Origin of the sequence: Pseudomonas sp. GW531-T4 (assembly GCF_017349615.1) — a bacterium.
Taxonomy (GTDB): domain Bacteria; phylum Pseudomonadota; class Gammaproteobacteria; order Pseudomonadales; family Pseudomonadaceae; genus Aquipseudomonas; species Aquipseudomonas chlororaphis_I.
In genome coordinates, this window is the sequence record NZ_JACMZT010000008.1 from 161336 (window position 1) to 184823 (window position 23488).

Consider the following 23488-nt stretch of genomic DNA (forward strand, 5'->3'; position numbering starts at 1 on the left):
AGGTGAGAGCGATCATGCTGCCAGCCTCCTGTACATGTGGATCAGATCCGCGGCGTTCGCTGCGACAAGTAGCTCGGCTTCGTCCGGGCAGACGCTGTTCCCGATCAGCTTCACCTGGTCGGTTTTATTGACGGGGCGCCATTCTTCCGCGCCGGTTTCCGGGTCAACGAAGAGGCCGCGGTTAATGATGTAGTCCTTGTCGAAGCCCTGGGCGAGCTTCAGCTCTGGTGGCTGGAGCATGCGCAGGGTGATATCAACCAGAACGTAGCCGCCGACCAAGATGATGTCGGCCGGGTCTTTGAAGTGTTCGGGCAGATGCTCATGCATGAACGCGGCGCAGCGCGTGGCACCGGCCATTTGCTCGGGCGTCAGGGTGTCTTGAACCTGGATCGTCTGGACCAGTGCAATACGGTCCTTGGTTGGAAGCGTGTGCATGGGTTCGGCAAGCGAAACCCCGTCCTTGTGCATGCCGTAGTATTTCACCAAGTAAGCATTGACCAAGCGCTGATTCGACCCGGACTGGCATATGGTCGAAAGCGGCGCATCAGCTGGGCGGCCGTCTCCCTTGTAGAACCCACCATTGGCTTGTTCGAAGAAGGCGGCCACCACGGCTTGCTCGCCTCGATTGGCGCAAGTGACGGTTCGCATCGGTTCATCAGGGGCGTAACCGCTGCGGGCGCCATGGTGCGTGAGGTGGGTCAGGTGAGCAGCTACCAAGGCGAAGTGGCCACCTTTGACCTGGGCCACCTGCGTGCGCAAGGGTTCTTGCACGTCGAAGTTGCGTTGAGCTGAGCCGTTCGCGCACTCCGTCAGGAATGGCGCGCTGACCGGTTGCACCAGAGCGTGGTGGGTGCCGCCGGCGCTGATGGTCGATAGCGATTCATCGACTCCGTGAGTGCTGGTGTGTGAATCCGATGTGCCGCGCATCGGGACAATGAACGGCTTCGGGCTGGTCAGGACGTGCCGCCATAGCCCTTTGGCTACCCGCCGACGGGTATTCAACGCCATTGGTTTCTCCCGAAAGATCGAGCGGCTGCTATGGCTCCAGTCGATGCACTCGGCGGCGGTTCGCCAGGGTTGTTGCTTGCGGGTGGGCTGTTTGTGGCGCCGCGGTTCTGGCCAGGCGATTGGCTTTCCGTCGCTTCGAGCTACCAGGTAAAGGCGCTTGCGAATTGTGGGGGCTCCGGCATTCGCTGCAATGCGCTCGCGCCATTCGACGTTGTAGCCGAGCCCGCGCACCAGGCTCTCGACCGGTACAAACTCGCCGATAGATTGAACGACTTCGGGCATATCGGGGTGGTTGGCGGGTAGCCCGGTGCTGAGCGCAGCGATGAAAGCCTTGAAGGTTCGGCCCCGTTCTTCTTTGATCGGCTGGCCGTTTTCGTTCACTGGGCCCCAGTCGCAAAACTCTTCGACGTTCTCAAGGAACAGCAGTCGCGGGCGGGTGGCGTGCGCCCAGCGAACCACGACCCAAGCCAGGCCCCTGACGCCGCGGTCGCGTGGTGCGCTACCCTTGGCCTTGCTGTGGTGGCGGCAGTCTGGCGACGCCCAGAGGATGCCAACGGGTTGTCCGGCCGTGGCCATGATTGGGTCAACCTCGAACACGTCCGCCACATAGTGCGCGGTCTCCGGGTGGTTTGCGCGGTGGACGGCCAGGGCGATGGGGTTGTGATTGACCGCTACGTCAGGCTCGCGGTAGGCCCTGGCGATGCCAGTACTTGCACCGCCTCCGCCGGCGAACAGGTCCACCACCAGTTCCTTTTCGAATGGCAGGGCGAGGGACATGGACGTCATTGGTAGCCTCCGGCGTCGGCTGGGATATCTGTCAAGGTTGGGCCAGCCAGCTGTGCAACTGATGCGCAAACCTGCTTGGAAAAGAGTTCGCTCTTCTTCCGGCGGACGGTCAGATAGAACCGCTTACCCTCGCGCATTTCGCGGACCTTCACCGGGTCGGCCCAGCCGACGAGGGCGCCGCCGGAGCACTTCATTTCCTCGCGGGTCTTGAGGCTCTGCAGCTCGGCTAGTACTTCTTTCAGGTCCAGGGTAGAGACGTTGAGGGTCTTGTCGCCCTGGTGCTGGGCGCGGTGTAGGGAGGCGAGTAGGTAGGAGGTGGTCTGGCTCATGGCATCAGCTCCTTGGGCACGCTGACCACCTCGCCGAGCTTGGCGGCGTCAATGGCGTCATCCAGGTCTTTGCCATTCAGGACCATGTTTTGTGGTGTCTGGCCAGCGAACACGCCGCCGCGGTGAAGGGTTTCGAGGTCGCGCTCGCGCAGCCACTGGTACCGCTCGGCATCTTTACGCTGGGCATCAGCTACCGGCGCGGGCTGCTCTCGGTACAGGTCGCAATGCCCGTCCTCTGCACATAGATCCTGGGCCCCATCGGCGATCAGCAACACAGCGCCCGCCCAAAGTTCAGCGGTGCCGCCCTCAAGAATCCATTCGGGCGCTAGACCACCATCACCATCGTCACGCAATATGCCGACCGCCGTTAAAGCCACCGGCTCGCCCTGGGCGGCTTTCAGCGCGTCCAGCGCGGCTTGCGCATCGGCGGCATGTTTGCGAGTTTCTTGCAGCTTCCTGCTCAACTCGGAGGTATGCAGCTCTTGATCTGATGCAAGTTGCTTCCACCGCTCCCCGCCAGCAGGCGGCACGGGCTCGACTGCCCAGGGCGCGCCGCCAATGCCTCCCGAAACGTTCACACCGGATTGCGCCAACAGGATCAGCAGGGCCGCAAGGTTCGATTCGGCAGGGTGCGGGTTCCATGCCGACACGGGGACGGCGAGAAGGTCATTCATTTCTCCAAGGCAAGCCTGGGCGTCGGTGCAGTACGCTGGGTCGAAGCCTCCGGCCAGCCAGATGGCTTTTTGACAGGCGTCCAGGTCCCGATGCCATTTCTTCAACAGGTCGCGTGGCACGCTGAGTTCGTTGCTGCTCATGCGCAGACCCTCCGGCGGTGGTTGGCCTGCATCAGGTCCATAAGGCGGCTGAAGAACTGCAGGCTCGCTTCCTGGGCTGTCAGCGGGGTGATTCGCTCGGGCATGGCGGGGATGCCCTTCAGGCAATCCCACTCGCCGGGATGGTCGGGCATCAGGTCGCGGCGCTCGGTGGCCAGTAGCACCAGGTCAGCGCGCACCACCACGCTGGGCAGGGTCGGTTCGAGGTTGAAGCGGTCGCAGATTGCCTGCCAGATGGTTTCCTCGACCTGGCGGTACTGCGGCATTACTTGCTTGAGTGGCCGGGTCATATCGCCGATGTATGCTTCGGTCGCGTCGTGCAGCAGGGCGGCCAGCTGGTGTTTCTCGGGGCACAGGCCGGCCACCAGCAGGCTGTGCTGGGCGACGCTGTAATGCTGGCGGGTGTGGCCGTTGAAGCGGCACAGGTGGGCCAACGCGTGGGCGATGTCGTAGGGGGTGACCATCGCGGCGGTTGGGCTCAGCAAGTCGAACTGGCGGCCGCTGGCGGTGAGTATCCAGGTCATGCTGCGTTCTCCGCTGGCTGTTCGCCTTGGTCAGTGGCTCGGGCCTGTCTGGCCTGTTCGTAGGCTTCCCGCAGTACCTCGCGCAAATGACCGTGCTCTGTGTGAACCTCGCCGACAACGGTGACGCAGATGGTCACTGCTTCGGGTTCCGTGTTCAGCCACTCGATAAGTTGGGTGTCCAGTGGTTCGCCGTTCAGCGCGGTAGCCGAGGTGACGTTGCCGAAGACGCGATAGGCCAGGGCCTGGGCGTGTTTCGTCAGGGTTGCGGCCTTGAGCTGCATCGGGCCGGTGTTGGGAATCGCCTTCCAAGTGTCGTGCGCGACGCGTAGCAGATGGGCGATGTCCATCAGGGTCTGGTGGTCGTCCATCGTGAAAGGAGTAGCCTTCACCCGTTGGACCTGACGCCAGAGCGTGGCCAGCTCTTCCTTGTACACTTCAACAATGCCGTTGAGGCGGGCCAGATCGCCGTTTAGGTTCGCGATCCGGTTTTGCTTGTCCTGAAAGCGGTGATTGTGGCCAGCGGCGTAGCCGCGGTTCCAGGCACGCAGAAGTAGCTTGCGGATGAAGTACGCCATCAGGCCCAAGCCGAGAGCGCTGCCCGCGGCCATGATGATCAGGTGTTGAGTTTGCATGTGCTGTGTACCTCGTTAGAGCCCGCCGCCGGAATACTTGGTGAGAGGACGGCGGCGGGGTGTTGCAGGGGGTGTTACAGCAGCTCGAAGCTGCCGATGGTCAGGGTCGCGGCGGTGCCTACTTCTTCTTGCACGACGTCCTTGAACTCCTGGGCCAGGTCTTCGCGCAGTTGCTCTTCGCCGATCCAGCGCAGCTTCAGGCGGGGTTTGTCGCCGCCAGTCAGGACGGCGACGCGAAGGGTGATCGTCCGGGGTTGCAGGCCCTCGTAAGGCTCGGTCGTGAAGGTGAACCCGGCCGGCAGGCCCTCGGCCGACTTCGCTTCGATCTTCTCCATGGCCGATCTGGCGGCGCTGAGGTCGCCAACGGTGTGTTCGCTGTTGCGGGCTTGCTCGATGCTGATGGAACGAATGGCGCTTGCCGCCTTGCGCAGGTCAATCTCTGCGCCCTCGATGTCCGTGGCGATCAGGTTTGGCGCCCAGTCTTCAATCCAGTCGCTGAGGTCTTTCTGCTCGAACGTGGCCCCCGCGGCGCGCTCCAGGGCCTTGAATGCGGCTGTCTTTCTCAGGTTCAGCGTTGCGGTGAAGTCGCCGTGGCCGGGTACGGTGGTGTTGCCCAGGTTGAAGAACACGGTGCAGGCCATGCCTTCGGCGTTGACGAACCCGACCGCGGCATTCGCCTCGCTCTGTTGCGTCACGTAGTCGCCGAAGTCGTTCAGGGAGTGGGTGCTCAGGGCACCGCGGAAGCGGCTACGGGTTGCGCCGAAGTGCTCGATGCTGTGAATCCTCTGATCGTGGGGCAGTACCAAGGCCGGCTGGTGCGTTCCGAGGGGCTTGGCGTAGGCGAGTACCGCGGTGTCTTGAATCAGTTGAATTGCTTTGGCTTCCATTGGATCTATTCCTGCTTTGGTGAGAGGGATGGAACGGTGGGTTTAGGACTTGGCGTGGATCGGTGCCTGGTCCAGATTGAAGAGCTGGGCAGCCCCTGGCGCTTCTGGAAACAGCGTCAGCTTTCCGCCTTCGCCGACATACATTGGCGTGTCGAGCGCGGTGTTCTCGCTGCGGCTGCCGCGCTTGGTTGGCACCTTGTAGTCGAGCTTGTGGTTCACGGTGACCTGATGGCTGTCCGCGATACGCTTGAGGTTGAAGGTCAGGACAACGACCCCGGCCTTGCCGTGGTCGACGACCCCGGCCGCTACTTCGGACAGGGCGTGGCCGATCTGGTTGGCGAAGACGCCGGCGTTCAGTTCGCCGATGAACTCGGCGGTGTCGGTGGGTTTCATGTGCTGTGTCTCACTGTTGTTTGTCCCTGGGCGGCAGGGACCACCGTTGCTTCAGGCCGCCTGCGCTTGTGCGTCGAGGTAGGTGGCCAGGTCGTACAGGTAAACCACTCGCGGGGCCCGTACTGACTGATGGATGCGCTTAACAGTCAGCTTGATGCGACCTTTGCGGATCTCTTCCAGCAGGTGCTTGTCCGTGCGGATGTGCGGGAAGTATTCCTGCCGCACGGTTGCCAGCGTCGGGCACGGGGTCGCGAACTGGCGGCGCAACTGGTCGAGGGTGTCGGTCATGGGCTGGCCTCCCCGTACCCCACCGGGGCGGGCTGCAGCTTGAGGCGGATCAGCTCGGCCAACCCGTCCTTGCTCGCGCCCATGGCTGCGGCGCACACCTGGCCGCTGGCGTCCGCCACCACCGCGCCGTAAGGCGTTTCCGGTGAGTTGGTGGGGGTGACGTAAGCGGTCTGCCCCGGCTGGATAACGCTGTTCACACTGCGGAACACTTCGGCCAGCTCAACCGTCATTGCTGGCATGCTCTCCAGCAGCTGGACGGCTTCGGTGCTGGCGCCGACCAGCGTGGCGCGGCTGATCACGCCCGGGCAGTTCAGGTAAATCGGGATCAGCTTGAGGGCGCCCAGGGCCTGGGTGTAGGCGTTGAAGTAGTTGGTTTTCATGCTGCGTCGTCCTTGTGCGTGATGGTGATGCCGAGCTTCTTGGCCAGCCACGGCACCCCGGCCTCGGTGACCATGACCACGGCGTAATGCTTGTAGCGGCCGGTTTTGCCGATCTGCACGCTGCGAGGGTCGGAGAAGAGGTGACCGCCATCGCGGTGATGGCTGGCCAGGTCGCCGTCCGTGGTCAGAATGCGCAGGTCGCGCAGCTTGGCGCGGAAGGCGCGAGGCTTGATGCCCAGCACTGCCGCTGTTTCGTCCAGGGTGCGGTTCATAGTGGTCACCTCACGCGGCGGTCTGGTCCAGGGTGCGGCGCCGGATAACTGCAACGCAGTCGTCGATCCGGTAGCGCAAACGCTCTCGGTCGCTGGTGTTGCGAACGATCAGGTCGGGCCGCTTGACGCGAATACCGGCCTCGCTGATATGCGGGTTCACTGCAGCGGCGTCGGGCCGCGAAATGTGGACGATGGTGCCGCCGCGCTGGCGGATGAACTCGGCTTCATTCTCGAAGCGAACGTCACTGACGACGAAGCCGACCACGCCTGAAAGCGAGTTCTGCAGGTAGTTGAGGTTTTGCTCGGCGATCTTCACCCATACATCCGGGTGCACCATTTGGCGCGCCCACTCGGTGCCCATGGACTGCATCAGCTGGCGAGGCGAGCGACCCAGCCAGTCAATGGGCTGTTCCTTTTTGTCGCCCTCGAAGTCGTCCGGGTCGAGGTTGAAGATTTCCATCAGGCCGGAGCGCAGAGGGTCGGCGAACGCGTAGTGTTCCAGCAGGTGGTTGCGCACCAGGTGATCGGCGGCAGTGGATTTGCCCGAGCGGGCGGGGCCGGCGAGGCCAATCAGTATCGGCTTCATGCTGCGTCACCCCCGAACGGGCCGAAGTCGCCGGCGGGCTTAGGGGCGGTGATGGCGGAGCGGCGGCTGCTGGTGATCACCAGCAGCCCGGTCTGGCGCTGGATGGCTTCCACGGCGGCAGGGCTGGTGCAGGCTGCCGGGTGCAGATACACCGGGCAGCGGGTGTTGCTGTGCTGTGTAGTCGTTTGCATGTCTCGTACTCTTGGTGAGAGGGGTACGAGATAAAGTTAGCAACGGCTAACAGAATTAACAATAGCTGTGGCTATCTTATTTTTACGTAATGCAAAAAAAACCGCTCAGAGAGCGGTTTCTTTGGCGGTCTTGGGTCAGGTTTGAATCTGGCTCGGTGGCATGATGCCTCCGACATAGTGAATTTTCTCGATCTCCGTTCGTGGAATGGTGACCCTTCCATAGGTATCGTTGACTGACATCAGGCTGACTTCTTCGTCATTTGAATACAGCAGCTCTTTAATCATGCACTCGCCGTTAGTCCTTGATACCAGTACATATTCGCCCGGTACCAGGGCGTGGCGTGGCTCACACCACACAATCCAGCCATTCCTGATGGCTGGTGCCATCGCATCGCCCTTGATGCGCACTGAATAAACAGTTGGGTCCGAAGTAGGTACATCGACCCAGCCACTTGTTGGTGTCAGCTCATCCCACAATCCGTCCGGTTTCACTTGGGCTAGTCCTTGAATGGGCGCCCGCCGGAAAGGTGTAGCTAAATTGGGACCTGGCTCAACGCCAAGCGCCAGGCCGTCCTGGGCTGAGTGCGCGGGCATCAAGAGTGTTCCACCAGGCAGGCCAATCTTTTCTTCGAGATTTTTGGCTGCTTTATCACCCAATGGGCGATGACCATTCAAAAGCTGGGAAATGTAGGACGCATCGAGGTTGTAGCGATCTGCGAACTCTTTGGTCTTCAGATCACCAATTAGCTTTCTCAGGGCGTCGATTCGTAGCTGGCTGATATTCATCCATGCATCTTAATTTTGTTTAGCGTTTTGTAAATTGCGCGCAGCTATTGTTAATGCCGTTAGCGGCTGCTAGTCTTTTGCGAAACGGAGGTGCTTATGAGTTTGCATTCATACATAAAAGGTCTCGAAAAGTCGCAGTTAGACAGCTTGGCAAGTCGTTGCCAGACCACGGCGGGTCAGCTTAAGCAGGTCGCCTATGGGAATCGGCGGGCGAATGGCGGTCTGGCAGTGAGCATAGAGCGGGAAACACAGGGCGCGGTTACCTGTGAAGAGCTTCGCCCGGATATTGACTGGGCGTACTTGCGCGGCTCAAGGGCTGCGGCATAAAGGGTGCCGAGCTGGGGCCTCTCACCAAAGAATCCCCCAGCCCGGCTACGACGATACACAGCACATGCACATCGGTCGTGAGCTGGATGATAGGGCGTGCCTTATCGTCTGGCTACACCGTAAAAGAGGTATTTACGGTTATGAGTCGAAACCCCAAATCACCGGCCACTGAGCCGGTTCTTCCTCTTCGTAAGGCGCTCTACCGCGCTGGCCATTCCTACAAGGGAGGTGTAACCGCCCTGGCCCTGGACATGGTCATCGATTACGACACCCTACAGAAGAAACTCAAGCACGACTTCGAGCAGCGCTGGCTGGATCCGGATGAACTGGAAGAGGTGATCCGGTTGACGCGCAGCCCGGTGCTGCTGGACGCATTGCTGCGCCCGGCCGGCATGGTTTGGTACAAGCCTGAGCCCGCGGCGCCCACGAAACAGGCGTTGCTGGCGGTCAGCAAGCTGTTGCATGAAACCGGGTTGTTCGTTTCGAGCATGCATGAAGGTGCTGCGGATAACGTGTGGGAGCCGCATGAAGTAGCGGAGCTGGAAAAGCACGGCGCGGACGTGATCCGCGCTGTCCTGGGCATCATGGCCGGTGCTCGTGAAGCTATGGAGGCTCGCGACCATGGCTGATGATATCGATCGCGCAAATGAACAGGCCGATTACTTGTTGCAGGTGGCACTTGAGCGTCGCCAGCGCCCCGTGGCGGGCGTCGCCAGCGCTGAGTGGTGCGTCGACTGCGACGAGCCGATCCCGTTACTTCGTCAGCAGACGATTCAAGGTTGCCAGACCTGCGTCAGCTGCCAGGGGTTGCGGGAGCGGCGCAGATGAGTGATGCCAACGGAATGCCCATCGCAGAATGGGCGCGGCGATACGTTGATTCCTTCGGTCTGGCCCTGGTGCCTATCGAGCCGGGCGAGAAGGGGCCGAAGGGCAAGCGCTGGAACCAGCCGGGGGGCTACTTCACTGATGCGACGAAGGCGGCGGACTTCTGGCACAAGAAGCCCGGGCACAACCTGGGCGTGGTGCTGGGCCCCAGCCGGGTCTGTTCGCTCGATGTCGATGATGTGCAGTGGACGCGGCACGTTCTCTATGACCTGCTGGGAATCGATCTTGATGCGATGGCGCTGGTGTTCCCGACCGTGGTCGGTAACCCGGCGCGTTTTCGTATCATGTTCCGGGTGCCGGACGGCCTTGAGCTGAGCCGGCATTCGCTGGCGTGGCCGAACGAGAAGGATCCTGACGGGGCGATCTACAAGGCGCTGATGGCCCAGGTCAAAGCGGCCAAGGCCGCCGGCGATATCGCTGGTGAAGCCGCGGCCCAGGCCGAGGCGGAAGAGTACAAGCGCTTTACGGTGTTCGAGCTGCGCGGCGGGCTGGTGCAAGACCTGCTGCCGCCATCGATTCACCCGGGTACCGGCAAGCCGTATGTCTGGCGCACGCCGCCGAGCGCGGTCGATGGCCTGCCGGAGCTTACCCACGAGTTGCTGGCGATCTGGAACAACTGGGACATCTTCAAGCGTGGCGCCGAGGCGGCTTGCCCCTGGGCCCCGAAACCGAAGAAGGCCCCAGGCAAGCCGGTGAATCGACCGGCGCCCAAGGGTAACCAGCCTTCGGTGATCGATGAGTTCAACCGGTGCCACGACGTGCAAGAGCTGCTGCGCGCCCATGGCTACATCAAGCGCGGCAGTAAGTGGCTGTATCCGCAGAGCAGCACCGGTTTGCCGGGTATTACGGTGAGTGATGAAGGCAAGGTGTATTCGCACCACGGCGCGGATCCGCTGGCGAACGGTCACCAGAACGATGCGTTCGAGGTGTTCTGTTTGCTCGAGCACCACGGCGACCAGTTGAAGGCGGTGAAGGACGCGGCGCGCATGCTCGGCATGCAGCATTCATCGCGCCCGGACCCGAATGATCTTCCCCCGCCCCCATCTGGCGCTTCGAGCCGGCCGAGCCCGGGCGACGACCGCGAGCCCGGCGAGGCCGCTCCGGCTTCTGACGGGGGGGCGGGGGAGGCGCTGACGCTCGACCAGGTGCTGAGGCGCTATGCGCTGGTGGAAGGTACCACTCATGTTTGGGACGTCGATCAGTCGAAGGTGATGAAGAAATCCGCCTTCGAAGCTCGGGTTGGCAAGCCGTTGGCGAAGGAATGGTTGAACGACACGGGCAAGCGCCTGATATCGGACGACCACGTGCGCGATATCGAGCAGGCGCGACGGATGGCCGGCAAGAAGGGCGGCGCCTTCGGCATGGTGGCGACTGAGCGATATGTATACATCGACGGGACCAAGGACGTTTGGGACCGGGAGAAGAAGCGCAGGATCGCCGAGGGCGCCGTCAAGATGGCCCTCGGTGATGCTTATCCGATGTGGTTGAACAGCACGGATCGGCGGACGGTGGACGTCGAGCACATCGTTTTCGACCCGACCATGACGAAGGATCCCGCGGTGTACATCAACACCTTCGACGGCCTGCCGCTGGAACCCGTCAGGAATGATGCCGCCTGCGCGAACCTGCGCTGGCTGATCAAGTTTCTGTGCAACCACGACGACGCGGCCAATGACTGGTTGGTGCGCTGGCTGGCGTACCCGTTGCAGCATCTGGGCGCGAAGATGGATACCGCGGTGCTGATGCATTCGATTATGGAAGGCTCAGGCAAGAGCCTGTTGTTCGCCGATGTCCTGGGCATGCTCTACGGCCAGTACGCCGCCACGGTCGGGCAGGCGCAGCTGGAGAGCAATTTCAATGCTTGGCAAAGCCGTAAGTTGTGGTCGGTGTTCGAGGAAGTGGTAAGCCGCGATCAGCGGTATAACCAGGTGGGCAAGATCAAGCACCTGATTACCGGAAAGACGGTCCGCATGGAGTCGAAGTTCATCAATGGCTGGGAAGAAGCCAACCACATGAACGCCGTGTTCCTGAGCAACGAGATTTTGCCGTGGCCCATCAGCGAGAGCGACCGGCGAATGCTGGTGATGTGGCCGCAAGAGACGCTGCCGGTGGAACGGCAGAAGGCGATAGGCAAGGAACTGGAAGAGGGCGGCGTGGCCGCTCTGTACGGGTGGTTGCTGTCGATAGACCTTGGTGACTTCAACCAGCGCACGCGACCACCGTCCACGGCTGCCCGTGAACGGCTGGTGGCGCTGAGTCGGGCCGGCTGGCAGACGTTCCTGCACCTGTGGAAGTACAGCGAGCTTGGGAATGGGCTGTGGGGGCCGTGCCTGTCCACTGACCTGTATTCGCTGTTCCTTGAGTGGTGCCAGCGCAACAAAGAGCACGTCATGAGTCAGACGAAGTTCTCGCTGTTCATCAGTTCGGAGGTGGACAAGACGCGGGCGATCCCCTGGACCGATGGCAACAACCGACGGTTCGGTGCGTTCTTCTTTCCTGTCGATCCTGATGCTTCCCCGGCCCCATCACTGAATGCGGCCGCACTGGGGAAGCAGGTGGACGCCTGGCGGGCCAAGGCGCGCTTGGCGGGCTGGAACGTCGACAACTGGGACCACATCAAGGCGGCTGCCGCATGACTACGACTAAAAGTGTGTTGGGTGTGTTGGGTGTGTGTCGGGTTGGTTTTTACTACCCAACACAAATTTGGGCCTTCTGTTTCGCGGCTTTGCGGGCTTTGTGTTGGGTGTGTTGGGTTTGGCTACGCGCGTGCGCCTGCGTGACGTTATTTGCTCGACTTCAATGGCGTGATTTTTTTCTTCATGCGAGGACAGATAAACCCAACAAACCCAACACACCTTACACAGCTAGCTTGAAAGTATTGATTTGTAAGGCTTTTGGTTGTGTTGGGTTTGTGTTGGGTATGGGGTTTTGTGTGTTGGGTTTGGTTTTCGGAGGGGCGGGGCGATGATTCCTGAGATTGAAGAGCTGTTGCGGCACTGGGGCCAGCAATGCCGGGATAACGGATCTACCGGCAGCATGGGGAGCCCGATGGGAACGATCATGGAGTGGGGCGGCTGTGCGCCACGTGGTACGCCGGGTTCGCGGATCATCTTGGGGGCTGGTGCTGGGCCTGATGGCGTCTCTCAGGAAGTCGCGGCGGCCCTTGCTGATATCGGGCGGCAGGATCCCCGCGGCGAGCGCCTGGAACGGCTGGCGATGCTGCGCTATGGCAGTGCCCCGGCGCCGACGGTTGCAATGCAGGTGCATCTGCTGGACTTGCCGCGGCAGACCTACTTCGATCAGGTGCAGGCGCTTCACCTTCGGTTGTTGCAGGTTCTGACCAAGCGGGCGAATGACCGGAAACAGTTGACCGCTCGTCGTGGTGTTTTCCTGCGAACCTACCTCAAAGTAGCGTCGAAGTAGCGCCGAACTGTTGAACCGAAAATAGGCTCTTTTCGGTTCCGTACTCAGGGGGTAAAAAGTCGCCACGATATGAATTTTGCGCCTTGAGCGCCCATCGAGCACTTGCTGTGTGCTTGCTCCACCCGGGCTGCCCTGTCCGGTTACTTCACCCCGCTTCGGCGGGGTTTTTATTTTCTGGCCCGTTCGGGCGCCTGTGAGGGAGATATCAGCATGAGCGAACCGGCAACCTCGACAGTTGTTGTGGCCGGTGCCGCAGGATTTGCAGCGTCCGGTTTGGTGGCGGGTATCGATGTCCTGGCCGTAATCGGCGCTCTTGCTGGCGCCTTGATCTTCTTCACGACAACTGAAGAGCTTCCCGTCTGGAAGCGTGTTCTGTTCCTCGTTGTGTCTTTTGTCATGGGGTACCTGTTCGCGCCTGCAATGGCTGATGTCGAGTTGTTCGGCGTGCGTCCTTTCAAGTACGCCGGGCCCGCTGCGTTTGGGGCCTCGGTGGTTGTCGTTACTGTCGCGCTCGCCGTGATCAAGCGGCGGGGGGCCATGGCTGAGCCGCAAGGGAGGCAGGATGGATAGTCACCTGGTGCAAGAAGTCCTGACGCAGGCCACGTTCTGGCTGTGCGTGGTGTTGTTCATTCGGCTGTTCACCTTTCGCCGCCGCGGTGCTCGGTACCGGCGGGACATGAGCTGTCTTGCCTGGCTGGTGATGGTCGCGTCTGGAGCTGCTGCCGCGTACATCTTGAAGGGGCAGTTGGTTATGCCACTGCATTCCTGGCCGCTGGTGGTTCTGCTGGTGGTGTTCGTCGGGGCTGTCTGCCAGAGCGCGGGCAACCTGGCTCGTGTGTGGAAGATGGGGTGATGGCGGACGAACCACGCATCTATGACAGTCGTTGGGCGAAGGCCCGGGGCGACTTCCTGCGAAAGCATCCGCTGTGCGTGATGTGCAAGCAGCAAGGCCGGCTTGAGCCGGCGACCGTGGTCGACCATAAGGTTCAGCACGGGCTCAAGCAGGCGCTGAAGTCGGGCATCAAGTCCGCCATCAGCAAGGCGTCGAAGTTGTTTTGGGATAGGAAGAACTGGCAGGGCCTGTGTAAGCCACATCACGACTCGACCAAGCAGCGGTTTGAAAAGCGCGGGTACGAGATCGGATGCGCCGATGACGGCATTCCTCTGGATCCCGGCCATCACTGGCACCGGCCCTGACCTGCGCCACCCTGCACCACCCTGGTGCGTCCGCCTTCCCCCTCAAGGGGAGGGGGGGTGAAAAAGCTCTGAACAAATCTCTTTCTGACCTCTCGCCCCGTTTTTTGTGCAGGAGCGGGAAAAATGGGGGGGTACCCCTTGTTTCTGGTTGAGGGGTGTACGTGAAATCTGAGGTGTGAAATGGCGGGAAACGAAAACTCTGGACGCCCACCAAAGCCCGCCATCGTCCACCTGCTCAATGGCAACCCGAGCAAGTTGGATCGCCAGCGGCTGATGCGCGAGCACGCCGAACCGCTGCTGCCTGTCGAGGCGCCGCCGATGCCGGATTGGCTCGACGATGACGCCCGACAGGAGTGGGCGCGGGTGGTGCCCGATCTGGTCAAGCTGCGTCTCATTTCCAAGATGGATATGCAGGTTATGGCCCAGTACTGCGAGGCGGTATCCGACTACCGTCGCTGGACGCTCAAGATCCAGCAGCTCAACGAAGGGCTGGCGAACTCAACTCGCGGCGACGTTCAGACCTACAAAACCGGTGCTCAGGATCTGTCGATCTGGCGCAAGTTGCGCAATGACGCAGAGCGGCGGGCGAATGATGCCGGGGCCAAGTTCGGATTCTCGCCGATGGCGCGAAGGTCGCTGAAGCCGGCTGTACCTCAAGGCGAGCTATTCCCCAATGACGAACAGGAAATCGCACAGAAGTACTTCTGACCGTGTGACGGCATTCGCCGAGGATGTGCTAGCCGGTCAGATTATCGCCGGCCCTTCGGTACGCGATGCGTGCCAGCGACATATCAATGACCTGGCCCTGGGCCCGGCGCGTGGGTTGCGTTGGGATCTGGAGGCGGCGAATCACGCCATCGGCTACTTCGAGCAGGTGCTACACCTCAACGGCGGCGAGTACGAAGGCTTGCCGTTCCTGCTCGCCCCCTGGCAAGCATTCATCGTCGGCTCACTGTTTGGCTGGAAGGGGGCAGACGGGTACCGGCGTTTCCGTACCGCCTACACCGAAACGGCGAAAGGCTCCGGTAAATCACCACTCGCAGCCGGGATCGGCCTGTATGGCATGACCTCCGACGGTGAGGCCCGAGCTGAGATCTATGCGGCGGCCACGAAAAAAGATCAGGCGATGATCCTCTTTCGTGATGCTGTGTCGATGGTCGATCAGTCGGCGCTGTTGGCCGAGCGCATCGAAAAATCGGGGCGCGGGGAAAAGGTCTGGAACCTGGCGCACCACTCCTCGGGAAGTTTCTTCAGACCGATCAGCGCCGACGACGGCCAGTCAGGCCCGCGGCCGCATATCGCGCTTCTGGATGAAATCCACGAGCACAAGACCCGGATGGTCGTGGACATGATCCGCGCCGGTACCAAGAGCCGCCGACAAGCCCTGATCGTGATGATCACAAACAGCGGCCATGACCGGACTTCGATCTGCTACGAGTACCACGAATACGGCAAGGCGGTCTGCTCCGGCACCAAAGTCGATGACAGCGTTTTTGCGTTCATCTGCTCGCTGGACCAGGGCGACGACCCTTTCAAGGACGAGGGGTGCTGGTACAAATCGAACCCCAGCCTGGCCTTCGGAAAGCCTGGGGACTCCAACGGCGGGGTGCCGGGGTTGAAGTACCTGCGCGAGCAGGTCACCGAAGCTCGCGGTATGCCATCGAAGGAATCGACGGTTCGTCGTTTGAACTTCTGCGAATGGGTCGATGCTGCAAACCCCTGGCTTTCGGCTGATGTGTGGTTGGCCTGTGAGGATGATTTCGATATCGAGAGCATTCCGCAAGGTGAGCTGTGTTACGGCGGCCTCGACCTTTCGGGTACCCGAGATCTTACGGCGCTGGGGTTTTACTTCCCGCGGTTGAAAAAGGCCTTCGTCGAGTTCTGGACGCCAGGCGACACCTTGTATGAGCGGGCGCGTTTGGATCGTGTGCCATATGACGCCTGGCTTCGTGCCGGGTTTCTGCATGCCCCTGCGGGGCAGGCCGTTGACTACGGTGCTGTAGCCGCTCGCCTGGGTGAACTCGCATCGCGTTTCAACATTGAAGGGCTCGCCTTCGACGCGTACCGCATCAAGTACTTCAGGCCCGAGCTGGAGTCTCGGGGTATCGAAGTGCCGTTGCTTGCGCATGGCCAGGGTGTGGCTGTCTCGAAGGAAACAGGGCTGTGGATGCCTCGATCTATTGAGCTGACCGAAACAGCCATCACCGAGAAAAACATCAGGATCAAAACCAACCCCGTGTTGCGGTGGAACGCTGCAAGCGCGGTGCTGGACGCGGACCAGAAGGACAACCGCTGGTTCCACAAGCGCAAGAGCACCGGCCGTATCGACGGCGTTGTGGTCTTGGCGATGGCAATCGGCGCTGCTGATTCGCGAGTGGCCGTGAAGAAGAGCCTTTCTGACCACATCACAAAACACGGAATCAGAACCCTATGACCAATGAAAATAAGGTGCCAATTCTTGGCGTGTTGAAGGAGGCGCTGCCTGATCTTGTTGGTTTGCTCGGTCTGGCATTGCTGGTTCGTGGCCTCTGGGTCGGGTGGGGTGAAGCTGTGGCCCTGACAGCCTGTGGCTCGCTACTACTCGTTCTATCTGTTGTATCAGTAGCGCGGGGTGGCCGGTAATGCTTCGCGCACTGTTGGGGAGAAAGAGCGGCCCCCAGGTAATCGACTCGCCGGAAAAACTCGCGCAGGCGATCGGTGTTGGATACGAAAGCGCCTCTGGACAGCGGGTTACCACCACCAGCGCACTGCAACAGCTGGTGGTGTTCAGCTGTGTCAGGGTACTTGCTGAGTCTATCGGCATGCTGCCTTGCCGATTAGTGAAACAGGATGGGCGTGTCCGCCTGCCTGCCACAGGTCACCGGCTTTATCCACTGCTGACTATGGCGCCAAACGGCTTCATGACTGCGCAGGAGTTCTGGGAGCTGCTGGTTGCCTGCCTGTGTCTGCGTGGCAACTTCTTCGCCTACAAGGTCAATGCTCTTGGCAATGTCGGGGAGTTGCTGCCGATCAATCCGGACATAGTCACCCCCCGGCTGAAAGACGACTGGACCGTCGAGTACGCCGTCGACTTCAAGTCGGGGCGTCGCGTTCTGACGCAGGACGAGATCTGGCACGTTCGGTTGTTCACCCTGGATGGCCTGAACGGACTGAACCCCATCGCGTATGCCCGGCAGCAGCTCGGCCTGGGTCAGGCCATGGATACCCACGCGGCGAAACTCTTCACTAATGGAGCGGTAACCAGTGGTGTTCTGCGTACAGAACAGGAGCTGACAGACGAGGCATTCGATCGTCTGAAGACGGAGTTCCAGGGTGAACACATGGGGGTAGCCAATGCCTACAAGCCCATGATTCTGGAGATGGGCCTGGACTGGAAGCCGATCAGCTTGAGTGCCGTTGATACTCAGTTCATCGAGTCAAAAAAACTGACCGAGTCACAGCTCTGCGGTTTGTTCCGTGTACCGCCCCACATGGTGGCGAACATGGAAAAGATGACGCTGAACAATACCGAACAGATGGGCATGAACTTTGTGAACTACTCGCTGGTTCCGATCATGACCCGCATTGAGCACCGCATTCAGGTGGGGCTTCTCAACGAGAAAGACCGCCTGAACCACTACGCCAAGTTCAATGCAGGTGCCCTGATGCGTGGCGATCTAAAGGGACGCTACGCGTCCTATGGCCAGGGTATCCAGTGGGGAATCCTGAGCCCAAACGACTGCCGCGAACTGGAAGATGAGAACCCTCGCGAGGGCGGCGACATCTACCTCACTCCAATGAACATGACCACCAACCCAGAGGCTGCCGACGATGCAGACAAAACAGCGTCTTGACGTGCCGCTGACCATCAAGTCGGTCAGCGATAGCGGAGAGTTCGAGGGCTACGGCTCGGTATTCGGAGTCGAGGACAGCTACGGCGATGTTGTAGTCCGTGGCGCCTTCCAGGCCAGTCTGGCGAAGTGGAAGGAGAAAGTCCGGCATCCGGCCATGCTCTGGCAGCACAACATGCACGAGCCAATCGGTGTTTACACCGAGATGCGCGAAGACGATGTGGGGCTCTACGTAAAAGGCCGGCTGCTGATCGATGTTGATCCGCTGGCAAAACGGGCCCATGGGCACATGAAAGCAGGCAGTTTGTCCGGTATGTCCATCGGCTACCTGCTTGATGACTACGAGTACAACAAGGAAACGGGCGTTTGGTTGCTGAAGGCAATCGACCTATGGGAGGTCTCTCTGGTCACCTTTCCGGCCAACGACGAGGCCCGAATCACCGATGTGAAATCTCTGCTGGCGCGAGGCGAAACCCCGCCGCCTAGCAAAGTGGAGCGAGCCCTTCGAGAGGTTGGGTTTTCTGGCTCCCAGGCCAAGGCCTTCATGGCCAAGGGCTACGGCGCAGTATCACCGCGAGAGGCGGATGCCGACGACGCAATGCAATCCCTGAAATCCCTTTTGTCCCGAATGTAAGGAGCCTCTCATGGCTGTTGAAGAAAAAGATATCAAAGAAGTTGCCGAAGCCCTGGGCAAGAAGTTCGACGAGTTCAAGGCCACCAACGACAAGCGAATCGATGGTTTGGAAGCGGAGAAAGGTAAGCTGTCAGGCCAGGTGGACACCCTGAACGAAAAGCTGTCCGAACTGGACGAGCTGAAGAGCGCGCTGGAAAAAGAGCTGCTCGCGCTCAAGCGTCCGGACGGCACCGGCACCAAGGCCGCCAGCGAACACAAGGCCGCGTTCATGCAGTTCGTCCGCAAGGGTGTCGACACTGGTTTGAGTGATCTTCAGGCCAAGGCTCTGCAAATCGGCGTCGAGGCCGATGGTGGTTACGCCGTTCCAGAAGAGTTGGACCGCAACATTATCGAGCTGCTGCGCGACGAGTCGCCAATGCGCCAGGTCTGCAATCAGATCACCATTGGTACTTCGAACTACAGCCGTCTGGCGAACCTCGGTGGTTCCGGCTCTGGCTGGGTGGGCGAAACTGATGATCGCCCAGAAACGGGCACCCCGAAACTGGCGCCTATTTCTGCGTACATGGGTGAGCTGTACGCGAACCCGCAAGCTACGCAAACGAGCCTGGATGACATCTTCTTTGATGCAGAAGCCTGGCTGAATGGTGATGTTGCTGTCGAGTTTTCCGAGAAGGAAGGCAATGCCTTCACTCTGGGGAATGGGACCAATAAGCCCAAGGGCTATCTTGCCTATGCAATGGCAGCCGTCGGGGACAAGACACGGCCTTTCGGCACGCTTCAGAAACTCAACACCGGTACTGCCGGGGTTATCACTGGTGACAACCTGATCGACCTGGTACAGGCGCTGAAGGCTGGCTACCGCAAGGGCGCTATCTTCATGATGAACAATCTGACGGTAGCCTATGTTCGTAAGCTGAAGAACAGCGATGGCGATTATCTGTGGCGTCCGGGCCTGGAGCTGGGCCAGCCGTCGAGCCTGCTCAGCTATGGCATCACTGAGAACGAAGACATGCCGGATGTTGCGGCTGATGCTAACGCTATCTCGTTCGGTGACTTCAAACGCGGCTATACCATCGTCGACCGGCTTGGCACCCGTGTGCTGCGTGACCCCTACACCAACAAGCCCTACGTTGGTTTCTACACCACCAAGCGCGTAGGCGGCATGCTCGTCGACTCCCGGGCGATCAAGGTTTTGACCCTGAGCGCTGCCTGATCTGGCGGGCGCCTTTCGGCGCCCACCCTCTGGAGGATTTATGCCAATTATTCTCGTGAAAAAACCGTTTCCATTCGCCCCAGATGGTAACCATGTCGTCGAGGTTAAAGCTGGTGAGCAGGATGTCTCGGAGCGTTGCGCTCTGGTGGCGGTTGAGCACCTGGGCGTGGCCGAGTACCTTGACCGTCAGCGCTCGTCGGATCTGCGTCAAGACGGGCCGACCATTGCTGAGTGGATTGAAGCGGGTTACCTGGCTGAGAACTACCCGCCGACTGGTTATGTTTCGCGTAGTTCGCAGGAAGAGATCGCCGCAGCGATCCAACTGCAAAAGGATGCCGAGAGTGAAACCGACCCGCTCAAAATGACCGTTCCCCAGCTGAAGGGCTGGCTCGCTGCCAAAGGCATTACCTTCGACGGATCAGCGAAGAAGGAAGATCTGCAGGCTTTGGTGCCGGTCAATGATTGACCTGGCCACCGTCAAGGCTCAATTGCGGGTTGACCATGACGATGAGGATGAACTTATTCAGGGCTACACGGAGGCGGCCCTGAGCGCCTTTGAAACGTGGACCAATCGCAAGCTGGTTGATCCTTTAGGCGTATTGCCCGACCCGGTGGGGAATTCGTTGTTCATGACCAAGGGCATTCGGCAGGGAGCCCTTTTGCTCATCGGTCAGTGGTACGTCTACCGCGAAACCGTGGCCTCTGGTTCTGCGCAGCTGTCGGAGTTGCCAATGGCAACCCAGGCGCTGTGGAGGCCGCACCGCTGGAGCAATATTTGATTACGGGGGCTGAGCAATGGGCTATCGCGAACCGTCAATTGGCGACCTGAATCGCCGTGTTGCTGTGCGTCGGCGAACGGATTCGCCGGCGGATGACATGGGGATCGATTCGAGTTTTTCAGAGCTGAAGGGCCGCTGGGCCAGAATCGAGCCTGTAGGTACTGGCGCTTACGTCGATTCGATACAGGCCGATGTAAAGATGACTCACCGGATCTCGCTCAGGTTGGTGAATGGCATTACCGATGCACATGAAGTTGTGCATGTGCATGCTGTGCCTGGGGCGCCAGGCCAGGTCGAAGTGACGCCCGGGACACCGGTGTATCGAGTCAAACGCAGTGCCGACATGAACGACACCCGCCGTTTCACCCTGCTTGAGGTCGAGGAACTCGGCGCAATCCAGTCGGATGGGGGGGTATATGGCTAACTCGGCATCGCTTGAAGGCTATCTGCACGTCGAAGGCTTCGACAACTTCCAGCGTGACGCCTTCGACAAGCGCCAGATCCGCGCAGGGATGCGCAAGGTGGGGCGGCTGGTGACCCAGCGGGCGCAGATGAACCTGGCGCTGGGCAAGGGCCAGGATGGCTATCCGATCAACCGGACGGGTACGACGCTTGAGTCGATATCGTTCAAGGTGTCGCGGTCGGGCTTCCTTGTGCGGATCGCTCCGCGCAAGACGTCAGCGATGGCTGAGTTTTACCCGGCCTACCTGCATTACGGCGTGAAGAAAGGCCGACGCCTCGGCAAGCTGGCGCCGGGCAAGGGCCTTGGAAAATCCAACCGCCGGGCAAAAGGTGCCCGGGCAGTTGCAATTGCAGAACGCGCCGCGGGGGAGTGGCGTATCAAGCCCCGTGACAACTACATGGCCGATGCCCTGCAGGATTCCAACTCGGACGTGCAGAGCATCCTCAAGGCGGCTTTCGCTGCCGCTCTGGGCTGATTTTCCCTCTGACATCAAACCCGCTTCGGCGGGTTTTTTATGCGCGAGAAACAACCAATGAAGATAAACCCCATCGTCGCCCAGATGCGCGAGCGTTGCCCGATCTTTGCCGGTCGGGTGGCCGGCGGTATCGACTGGGATGCTGTAGCCGAAAGCGCCAAGCTTGATCTGCCGGCGGCTTACGTGATCGCCTCGGCCGACGCGGCGGAGCCCAGCAGAGCCCAGAACGCGGTGCTGCAGGACATCACGGACCAGTTCAGCGTTGTTGTTGTGCTTGAGCCCAAGGACGAGCGCGGTCAGGAGGCCAACGATCTGTTGCACGAGGTTCGCGCCGAACTCTGGCGCGCCCTGGCGGGTTGGAAGCCATCCCCCGAGTACACCCCCGCGGAGTACGTCAAGGGAGCGCTGCTGCACATCAGTCGCGCTCGCGTGGTGTACCAGTTCAACTTCGTCGCGCAGTTCCGGCTCGGCCGCAACCGGCCGGGTGACCCGGCCGAGACGTGGCATGAACTGGAGCTGGACGGCCTGCCGCCATTCACTGGCGCGAACATCAACATGGACTGCATCGACCCAGCAGATCCGAACCTGCAACGCCCCGGCCCAGACGGGCGCATTGAAGCGAGATTCACAGGAGACGTAACACCATGACCAATCGCATCACAGTGGTGCCGGCCTCTGGCCGTTCTGTGCCCGACCCGGAAGCCGGCGACCTGTTGCCGGTAGAAGGTCGTTCTGTTCCCGATAACGCCTGGTGGCGCCGCCGTCAGTCTGACGGTGACGTCACCCTCAAGCCTGCCAAGGCCCAATCCACCAAGGCCGCCACAGCGGCGAAACCCGAGGAAGCGCAATAATGGCTATCGGATTCAGCAATATCCCGGCCGATATCCGGGTACCGCTGTTCTACGCGGAAATGGACAACTCGGCTGCCAACAGCGCTTCGTCGGCCATGCGCCGCCTGATCGTCGCCCAGGTCAACGACGATGCCATCAGTCCGAGCGTGGGCCAACTGGTGCTGGTGTCGAGCCTGGGTCTGGCCAAGGATATTGGCGGCCAGGGCTCGATGCTGGCGGCGATGTACGAAACCTGGCGCAAGGCTGATCCGGTCGGCGAGGTCTGGTGCCTGCCGCTGAAGAACGACACAGGCGTCGCCGCGACGGCTTCGGTCACGATCACCGGTACCGCGACCGAAGCCGGCCTGCTGAATCTTTACGTGGGCGGCGTGCGTGTTCAGTCTGTGGTGGCATCTGCTGCGACAGCTGTTGCTGTCGCCGCGGCGCTGGCAGTGAAGATCAACGCCACGCCAGACCTGCCCGTGACGGCTGTTGCGGCGTTGGGTGTTGTCACGCTGACCTGCAAGTGGTCGGGTGATAGCGGGAACGACATCAGCATCGAGCTGAACCGGCTCGGCAAGGCCAACGGCGAAGCGACGCCGGCGGGCATCACCGTTGCGACGACCGCCATGGCTGCGGGCGTGGGCGTGCCAGACCAGGTTGATGCAGTTGCTGCGCTGGGTGATGAGCCGTTCGAGTTCATCTGTATGCCCTGGTCTGACACGACCAGCCTGAACACCTGGATGGGGGCGATGGATGACAACGTGGGGCGCTGGAGCTGGGCCAAGCAACTGTTCGGTCACGTCTACAGCGCCAAGCGTGGCACCCTCGGCACCTTGGTCGCGGCAGGGCAGGCGCGCAACGACCAGCACATGACCATCCAGGCGCTGGAGCCGGGGGTGCCCCAGCCCGTCTGGGTACAGGCCGCGGCACTGGCGGCGCGCACGGCGGTGTTTATCTCGGCGGACGCCAGTCGGCCGACCCAGAGCGGCAGTCTACCGGGTGTCGATCCGGCGCCGGCCAGCGAACGCTTTACCCTGACCGAGCGCCAGTCGCTGCTGACCTACGGTATCGCCACGGCCTACTACGAAGGCGGCTATGTGCGCATCCAGCGCTCGATCACCACCTACCAGAAGAACGCCTACGGCCAGGCCGACAACTCCTACCTGGACAGCGAAACCATGCATCAGTCGGCGTACATCATCCGTCGCCTGCAGGGCGTGATCACCAGCAAGTACGGTCGGCATAAATTGGCCAGCGACGGAACGCAGTTCGGTGCCGGTCAGCCCATCGTTACGCCGAACACCATCCGCGGCGAGCTGATCGCCCAGTACGCCAAGCTCGAACTGGAAGGCCATGTGGAAAACGCCGAGCTGTTCGCCGAGCACCTGGTGGTCGAGCGCGACAGCAACGACCCGAGCCGGGTCAACGTGTTGTTCCCGCCGGACTACATCAACGGCCTGCGCATCTTCGCGCTGCTCAATCAGTTCCGGCTGCAGTACGACGCCGCGGCGTAACACTGACCACGATCACCCAG

The 23488-nt window shown here is 60.9% G+C and carries 33 protein-coding genes; 20 read left to right on the forward strand and 13 right to left on the reverse strand.

Features of this window, described 5'->3' with window-relative positions; all coding sequences use genetic code 11:
* Positions 1–12 precede the first annotated feature (12 nt).
* From J4D28_RS08905 to J4D28_RS08965, 13 genes are all read right to left on the reverse strand, one after another.
* Entirely contained in the window at positions 13–1794 is a 1782-nt protein-coding gene (locus J4D28_RS08905; RefSeq protein WP_103330465.1) for a DNA cytosine methyltransferase, read from the reverse strand.
* Positions 1791–2123, reverse strand: coding sequence for a hypothetical protein (locus J4D28_RS08910; protein ID WP_103330462.1), 333 nt, complete (start codon positions 2121–2123; stop codon positions 1791–1793). The genes J4D28_RS08905 and J4D28_RS08910 overlap by 4 nt, the downstream gene beginning before the upstream one ends.
* Positions 2120–2938 (reverse strand): hypothetical protein, encoded by an 819-nt coding sequence (locus J4D28_RS08915; protein ID WP_177477853.1) that lies wholly within the window; start codon positions 2936–2938, stop codon positions 2120–2122. The genes J4D28_RS08910 and J4D28_RS08915 overlap by 4 nt, the downstream gene beginning before the upstream one ends.
* Positions 2935–3480, reverse strand: a complete 546-nt coding sequence (locus tag J4D28_RS08920) for a phosphohydrolase (protein ID WP_103330460.1) — start codon at positions 3478–3480, stop codon at positions 2935–2937. Before J4D28_RS08920 ends, J4D28_RS08915 begins: the two co-directional genes overlap by 4 nt.
* Positions 3477–4112 (reverse strand): hypothetical protein, encoded by a 636-nt coding sequence (locus J4D28_RS08925; protein WP_103330458.1) that lies wholly within the window; start codon positions 4110–4112, stop codon positions 3477–3479. Before J4D28_RS08925 ends, J4D28_RS08920 begins: the two co-directional genes overlap by 4 nt.
* 74 nt (positions 4113–4186) lie before the next feature.
* Positions 4187–4999, reverse strand: coding sequence for a DUF2303 family protein (locus tag J4D28_RS08930; protein ID WP_103330456.1), 813 nt, complete (start codon positions 4997–4999; stop codon positions 4187–4189).
* 42 nt (positions 5000–5041) lie between these two features.
* Positions 5042–5392: a hypothetical protein gene (locus J4D28_RS08935; protein WP_103330454.1), complete on the reverse strand. Its 351-nt coding sequence runs from the start codon at positions 5390–5392 to the stop codon at positions 5042–5044.
* 51 nt (positions 5393–5443) lie between these two features.
* Positions 5444–5680, reverse strand: coding sequence for a pyocin activator PrtN family protein (locus tag J4D28_RS08940; RefSeq protein WP_103330452.1), 237 nt, complete (start codon positions 5678–5680; stop codon positions 5444–5446).
* Entirely contained in the window at positions 5677–6060 is a 384-nt protein-coding gene (locus J4D28_RS08945; RefSeq protein WP_103330450.1) for a hypothetical protein, read from the reverse strand. The genes J4D28_RS08940 and J4D28_RS08945 overlap by 4 nt, the downstream gene beginning before the upstream one ends.
* Positions 6057–6332, reverse strand: coding sequence for a hypothetical protein (locus J4D28_RS08950; RefSeq protein ID WP_103330448.1), 276 nt, complete (start codon positions 6330–6332; stop codon positions 6057–6059). Before J4D28_RS08950 ends, J4D28_RS08945 begins: the two co-directional genes overlap by 4 nt.
* 10 nt (positions 6333–6342) lie before the next feature.
* A complete protein-coding gene (locus J4D28_RS08955; protein ID WP_103330446.1) occupies positions 6343–6918 on the reverse strand; it encodes a deoxynucleotide monophosphate kinase in 576 nt (191 codons plus the stop codon).
* Positions 6915–7109 carry a hypothetical protein gene (locus J4D28_RS08960; RefSeq protein ID WP_103330443.1) on the reverse strand — a complete coding sequence of 65 codons (195 nt, stop codon included), beginning with the start codon at positions 7107–7109 and terminating at the stop codon, positions 6915–6917. The genes J4D28_RS08955 and J4D28_RS08960 overlap by 4 nt, the downstream gene beginning before the upstream one ends.
* A gap of 135 nt (positions 7110–7244) precedes the next feature.
* A complete protein-coding gene (locus tag J4D28_RS08965) occupies positions 7245–7895 on the reverse strand; it encodes a helix-turn-helix transcriptional regulator (RefSeq protein WP_103330441.1) in 651 nt (216 codons plus the stop codon).
* Positions 7896–7991: 96 nt separating this feature from the next.
* Between J4D28_RS08965 and J4D28_RS08970 the strand changes: the two genes are divergently transcribed.
* From J4D28_RS08970 to J4D28_RS09065, 20 genes are all read left to right on the forward strand, one after another.
* The gene (locus J4D28_RS08970) at positions 7992–8222 is read left to right on the forward strand and encodes a YdaS family helix-turn-helix protein (protein WP_103330440.1); all 231 of its coding nucleotides are present in this window, start codon (positions 7992–7994) and stop codon (positions 8220–8222) included.
* A 140-nt stretch (positions 8223–8362) separates the two neighbouring features.
* On the forward strand, positions 8363–8851 hold the full coding sequence (locus J4D28_RS08975) for a phage regulatory CII family protein (protein WP_103330439.1): 489 nt from the start codon (positions 8363–8365) through the stop codon (positions 8849–8851).
* Positions 8844–9050, forward strand: a complete 207-nt coding sequence (locus tag J4D28_RS08980; protein WP_103330437.1) for a TraR/DksA C4-type zinc finger protein — start codon at positions 8844–8846, stop codon at positions 9048–9050. The genes J4D28_RS08975 and J4D28_RS08980 overlap by 8 nt, the downstream gene beginning before the upstream one ends.
* Entirely contained in the window at positions 9047–11743 is a 2697-nt protein-coding gene (locus J4D28_RS08985; protein ID WP_103330435.1) for a bifunctional DNA primase/polymerase, read from the forward strand. Before J4D28_RS08980 ends, J4D28_RS08985 begins: the two co-directional genes overlap by 4 nt.
* A gap of 328 nt (positions 11744–12071) precedes the next feature.
* Positions 12072–12530 carry a hypothetical protein gene (locus tag J4D28_RS08990; protein WP_103330433.1) on the forward strand — a complete coding sequence of 153 codons (459 nt, stop codon included), beginning with the start codon at positions 12072–12074 and terminating at the stop codon, positions 12528–12530.
* 210 nt (positions 12531–12740) lie between these two features.
* On the forward strand, positions 12741–13100 hold the full coding sequence (locus J4D28_RS08995; protein ID WP_103330431.1) for a putative holin: 360 nt from the start codon (positions 12741–12743) through the stop codon (positions 13098–13100).
* The gene (locus tag J4D28_RS09000) at positions 13093–13383 is read left to right on the forward strand and encodes a phage holin family protein (RefSeq protein ID WP_103330428.1); all 291 of its coding nucleotides are present in this window, start codon (positions 13093–13095) and stop codon (positions 13381–13383) included. Before J4D28_RS08995 ends, J4D28_RS09000 begins: the two co-directional genes overlap by 8 nt.
* On the forward strand, positions 13383–13727 hold the full coding sequence (locus J4D28_RS09005; RefSeq protein WP_103330426.1) for an HNH endonuclease: 345 nt from the start codon (positions 13383–13385) through the stop codon (positions 13725–13727). The genes J4D28_RS09000 and J4D28_RS09005 overlap by 1 nt, the downstream gene beginning before the upstream one ends.
* Before the next feature lie 180 nt (positions 13728–13907).
* Entirely contained in the window at positions 13908–14435 is a 528-nt protein-coding gene (locus tag J4D28_RS09010; protein WP_103330423.1) for a phage terminase small subunit P27 family, read from the forward strand.
* 4 nt (positions 14436–14439) lie between these two features.
* Positions 14440–16161 (forward strand): terminase large subunit, encoded by a 1722-nt coding sequence (locus J4D28_RS09015; RefSeq protein WP_207246412.1) that lies wholly within the window; start codon positions 14440–14442, stop codon positions 16159–16161.
* Positions 16162–16348: 187 nt separating this feature from the next.
* The gene (locus tag J4D28_RS09020) at positions 16349–17560 is read left to right on the forward strand and encodes a phage portal protein (RefSeq protein WP_103330417.1); all 1212 of its coding nucleotides are present in this window, start codon (positions 16349–16351) and stop codon (positions 17558–17560) included.
* The gene (locus tag J4D28_RS09025) at positions 17538–18191 is read left to right on the forward strand and encodes an HK97 family phage prohead protease (protein ID WP_103330415.1); all 654 of its coding nucleotides are present in this window, start codon (positions 17538–17540) and stop codon (positions 18189–18191) included. The genes J4D28_RS09020 and J4D28_RS09025 overlap by 23 nt, the downstream gene beginning before the upstream one ends.
* 10 nt (positions 18192–18201) lie before the next feature.
* Positions 18202–19404: a phage major capsid protein gene (locus J4D28_RS09030; protein ID WP_103330413.1), complete on the forward strand. Its 1203-nt coding sequence runs from the start codon at positions 18202–18204 to the stop codon at positions 19402–19404.
* A 40-nt stretch (positions 19405–19444) separates the two neighbouring features.
* Positions 19445–19870, forward strand: a complete 426-nt coding sequence (locus tag J4D28_RS09035; protein ID WP_103330411.1) for a HeH/LEM domain-containing protein — start codon at positions 19445–19447, stop codon at positions 19868–19870.
* Positions 19863–20183 carry a head-tail connector protein gene (locus J4D28_RS09040; protein ID WP_103330409.1) on the forward strand — a complete coding sequence of 107 codons (321 nt, stop codon included), beginning with the start codon at positions 19863–19865 and terminating at the stop codon, positions 20181–20183. Before J4D28_RS09035 ends, J4D28_RS09040 begins: the two co-directional genes overlap by 8 nt.
* A 16-nt stretch (positions 20184–20199) precedes the next feature.
* Positions 20200–20607, forward strand: coding sequence for a head-tail adaptor protein (locus J4D28_RS09045; RefSeq protein WP_103330406.1), 408 nt, complete (start codon positions 20200–20202; stop codon positions 20605–20607).
* Positions 20600–21121 carry a hypothetical protein gene (locus J4D28_RS09050; RefSeq protein ID WP_103330404.1) on the forward strand — a complete coding sequence of 174 codons (522 nt, stop codon included), beginning with the start codon at positions 20600–20602 and terminating at the stop codon, positions 21119–21121. The genes J4D28_RS09045 and J4D28_RS09050 overlap by 8 nt, the downstream gene beginning before the upstream one ends.
* Positions 21122–21178: 57 nt before the next feature.
* On the forward strand, positions 21179–21769 hold the full coding sequence (locus J4D28_RS09055) for a hypothetical protein (RefSeq protein WP_103330401.1): 591 nt from the start codon (positions 21179–21181) through the stop codon (positions 21767–21769).
* A complete protein-coding gene (locus J4D28_RS09060) occupies positions 21766–21972 on the forward strand; it encodes a DUF2635 domain-containing protein (protein WP_103330398.1) in 207 nt (68 codons plus the stop codon). The genes J4D28_RS09055 and J4D28_RS09060 overlap by 4 nt, the downstream gene beginning before the upstream one ends.
* Positions 21972–23468 (forward strand): phage tail sheath subtilisin-like domain-containing protein, encoded by a 1497-nt coding sequence (locus J4D28_RS09065; protein WP_103330395.1) that lies wholly within the window; start codon positions 21972–21974, stop codon positions 23466–23468. Before J4D28_RS09060 ends, J4D28_RS09065 begins: the two co-directional genes overlap by 1 nt.
* The last annotated feature ends 20 nt before the right edge of the window (positions 23469–23488 follow it).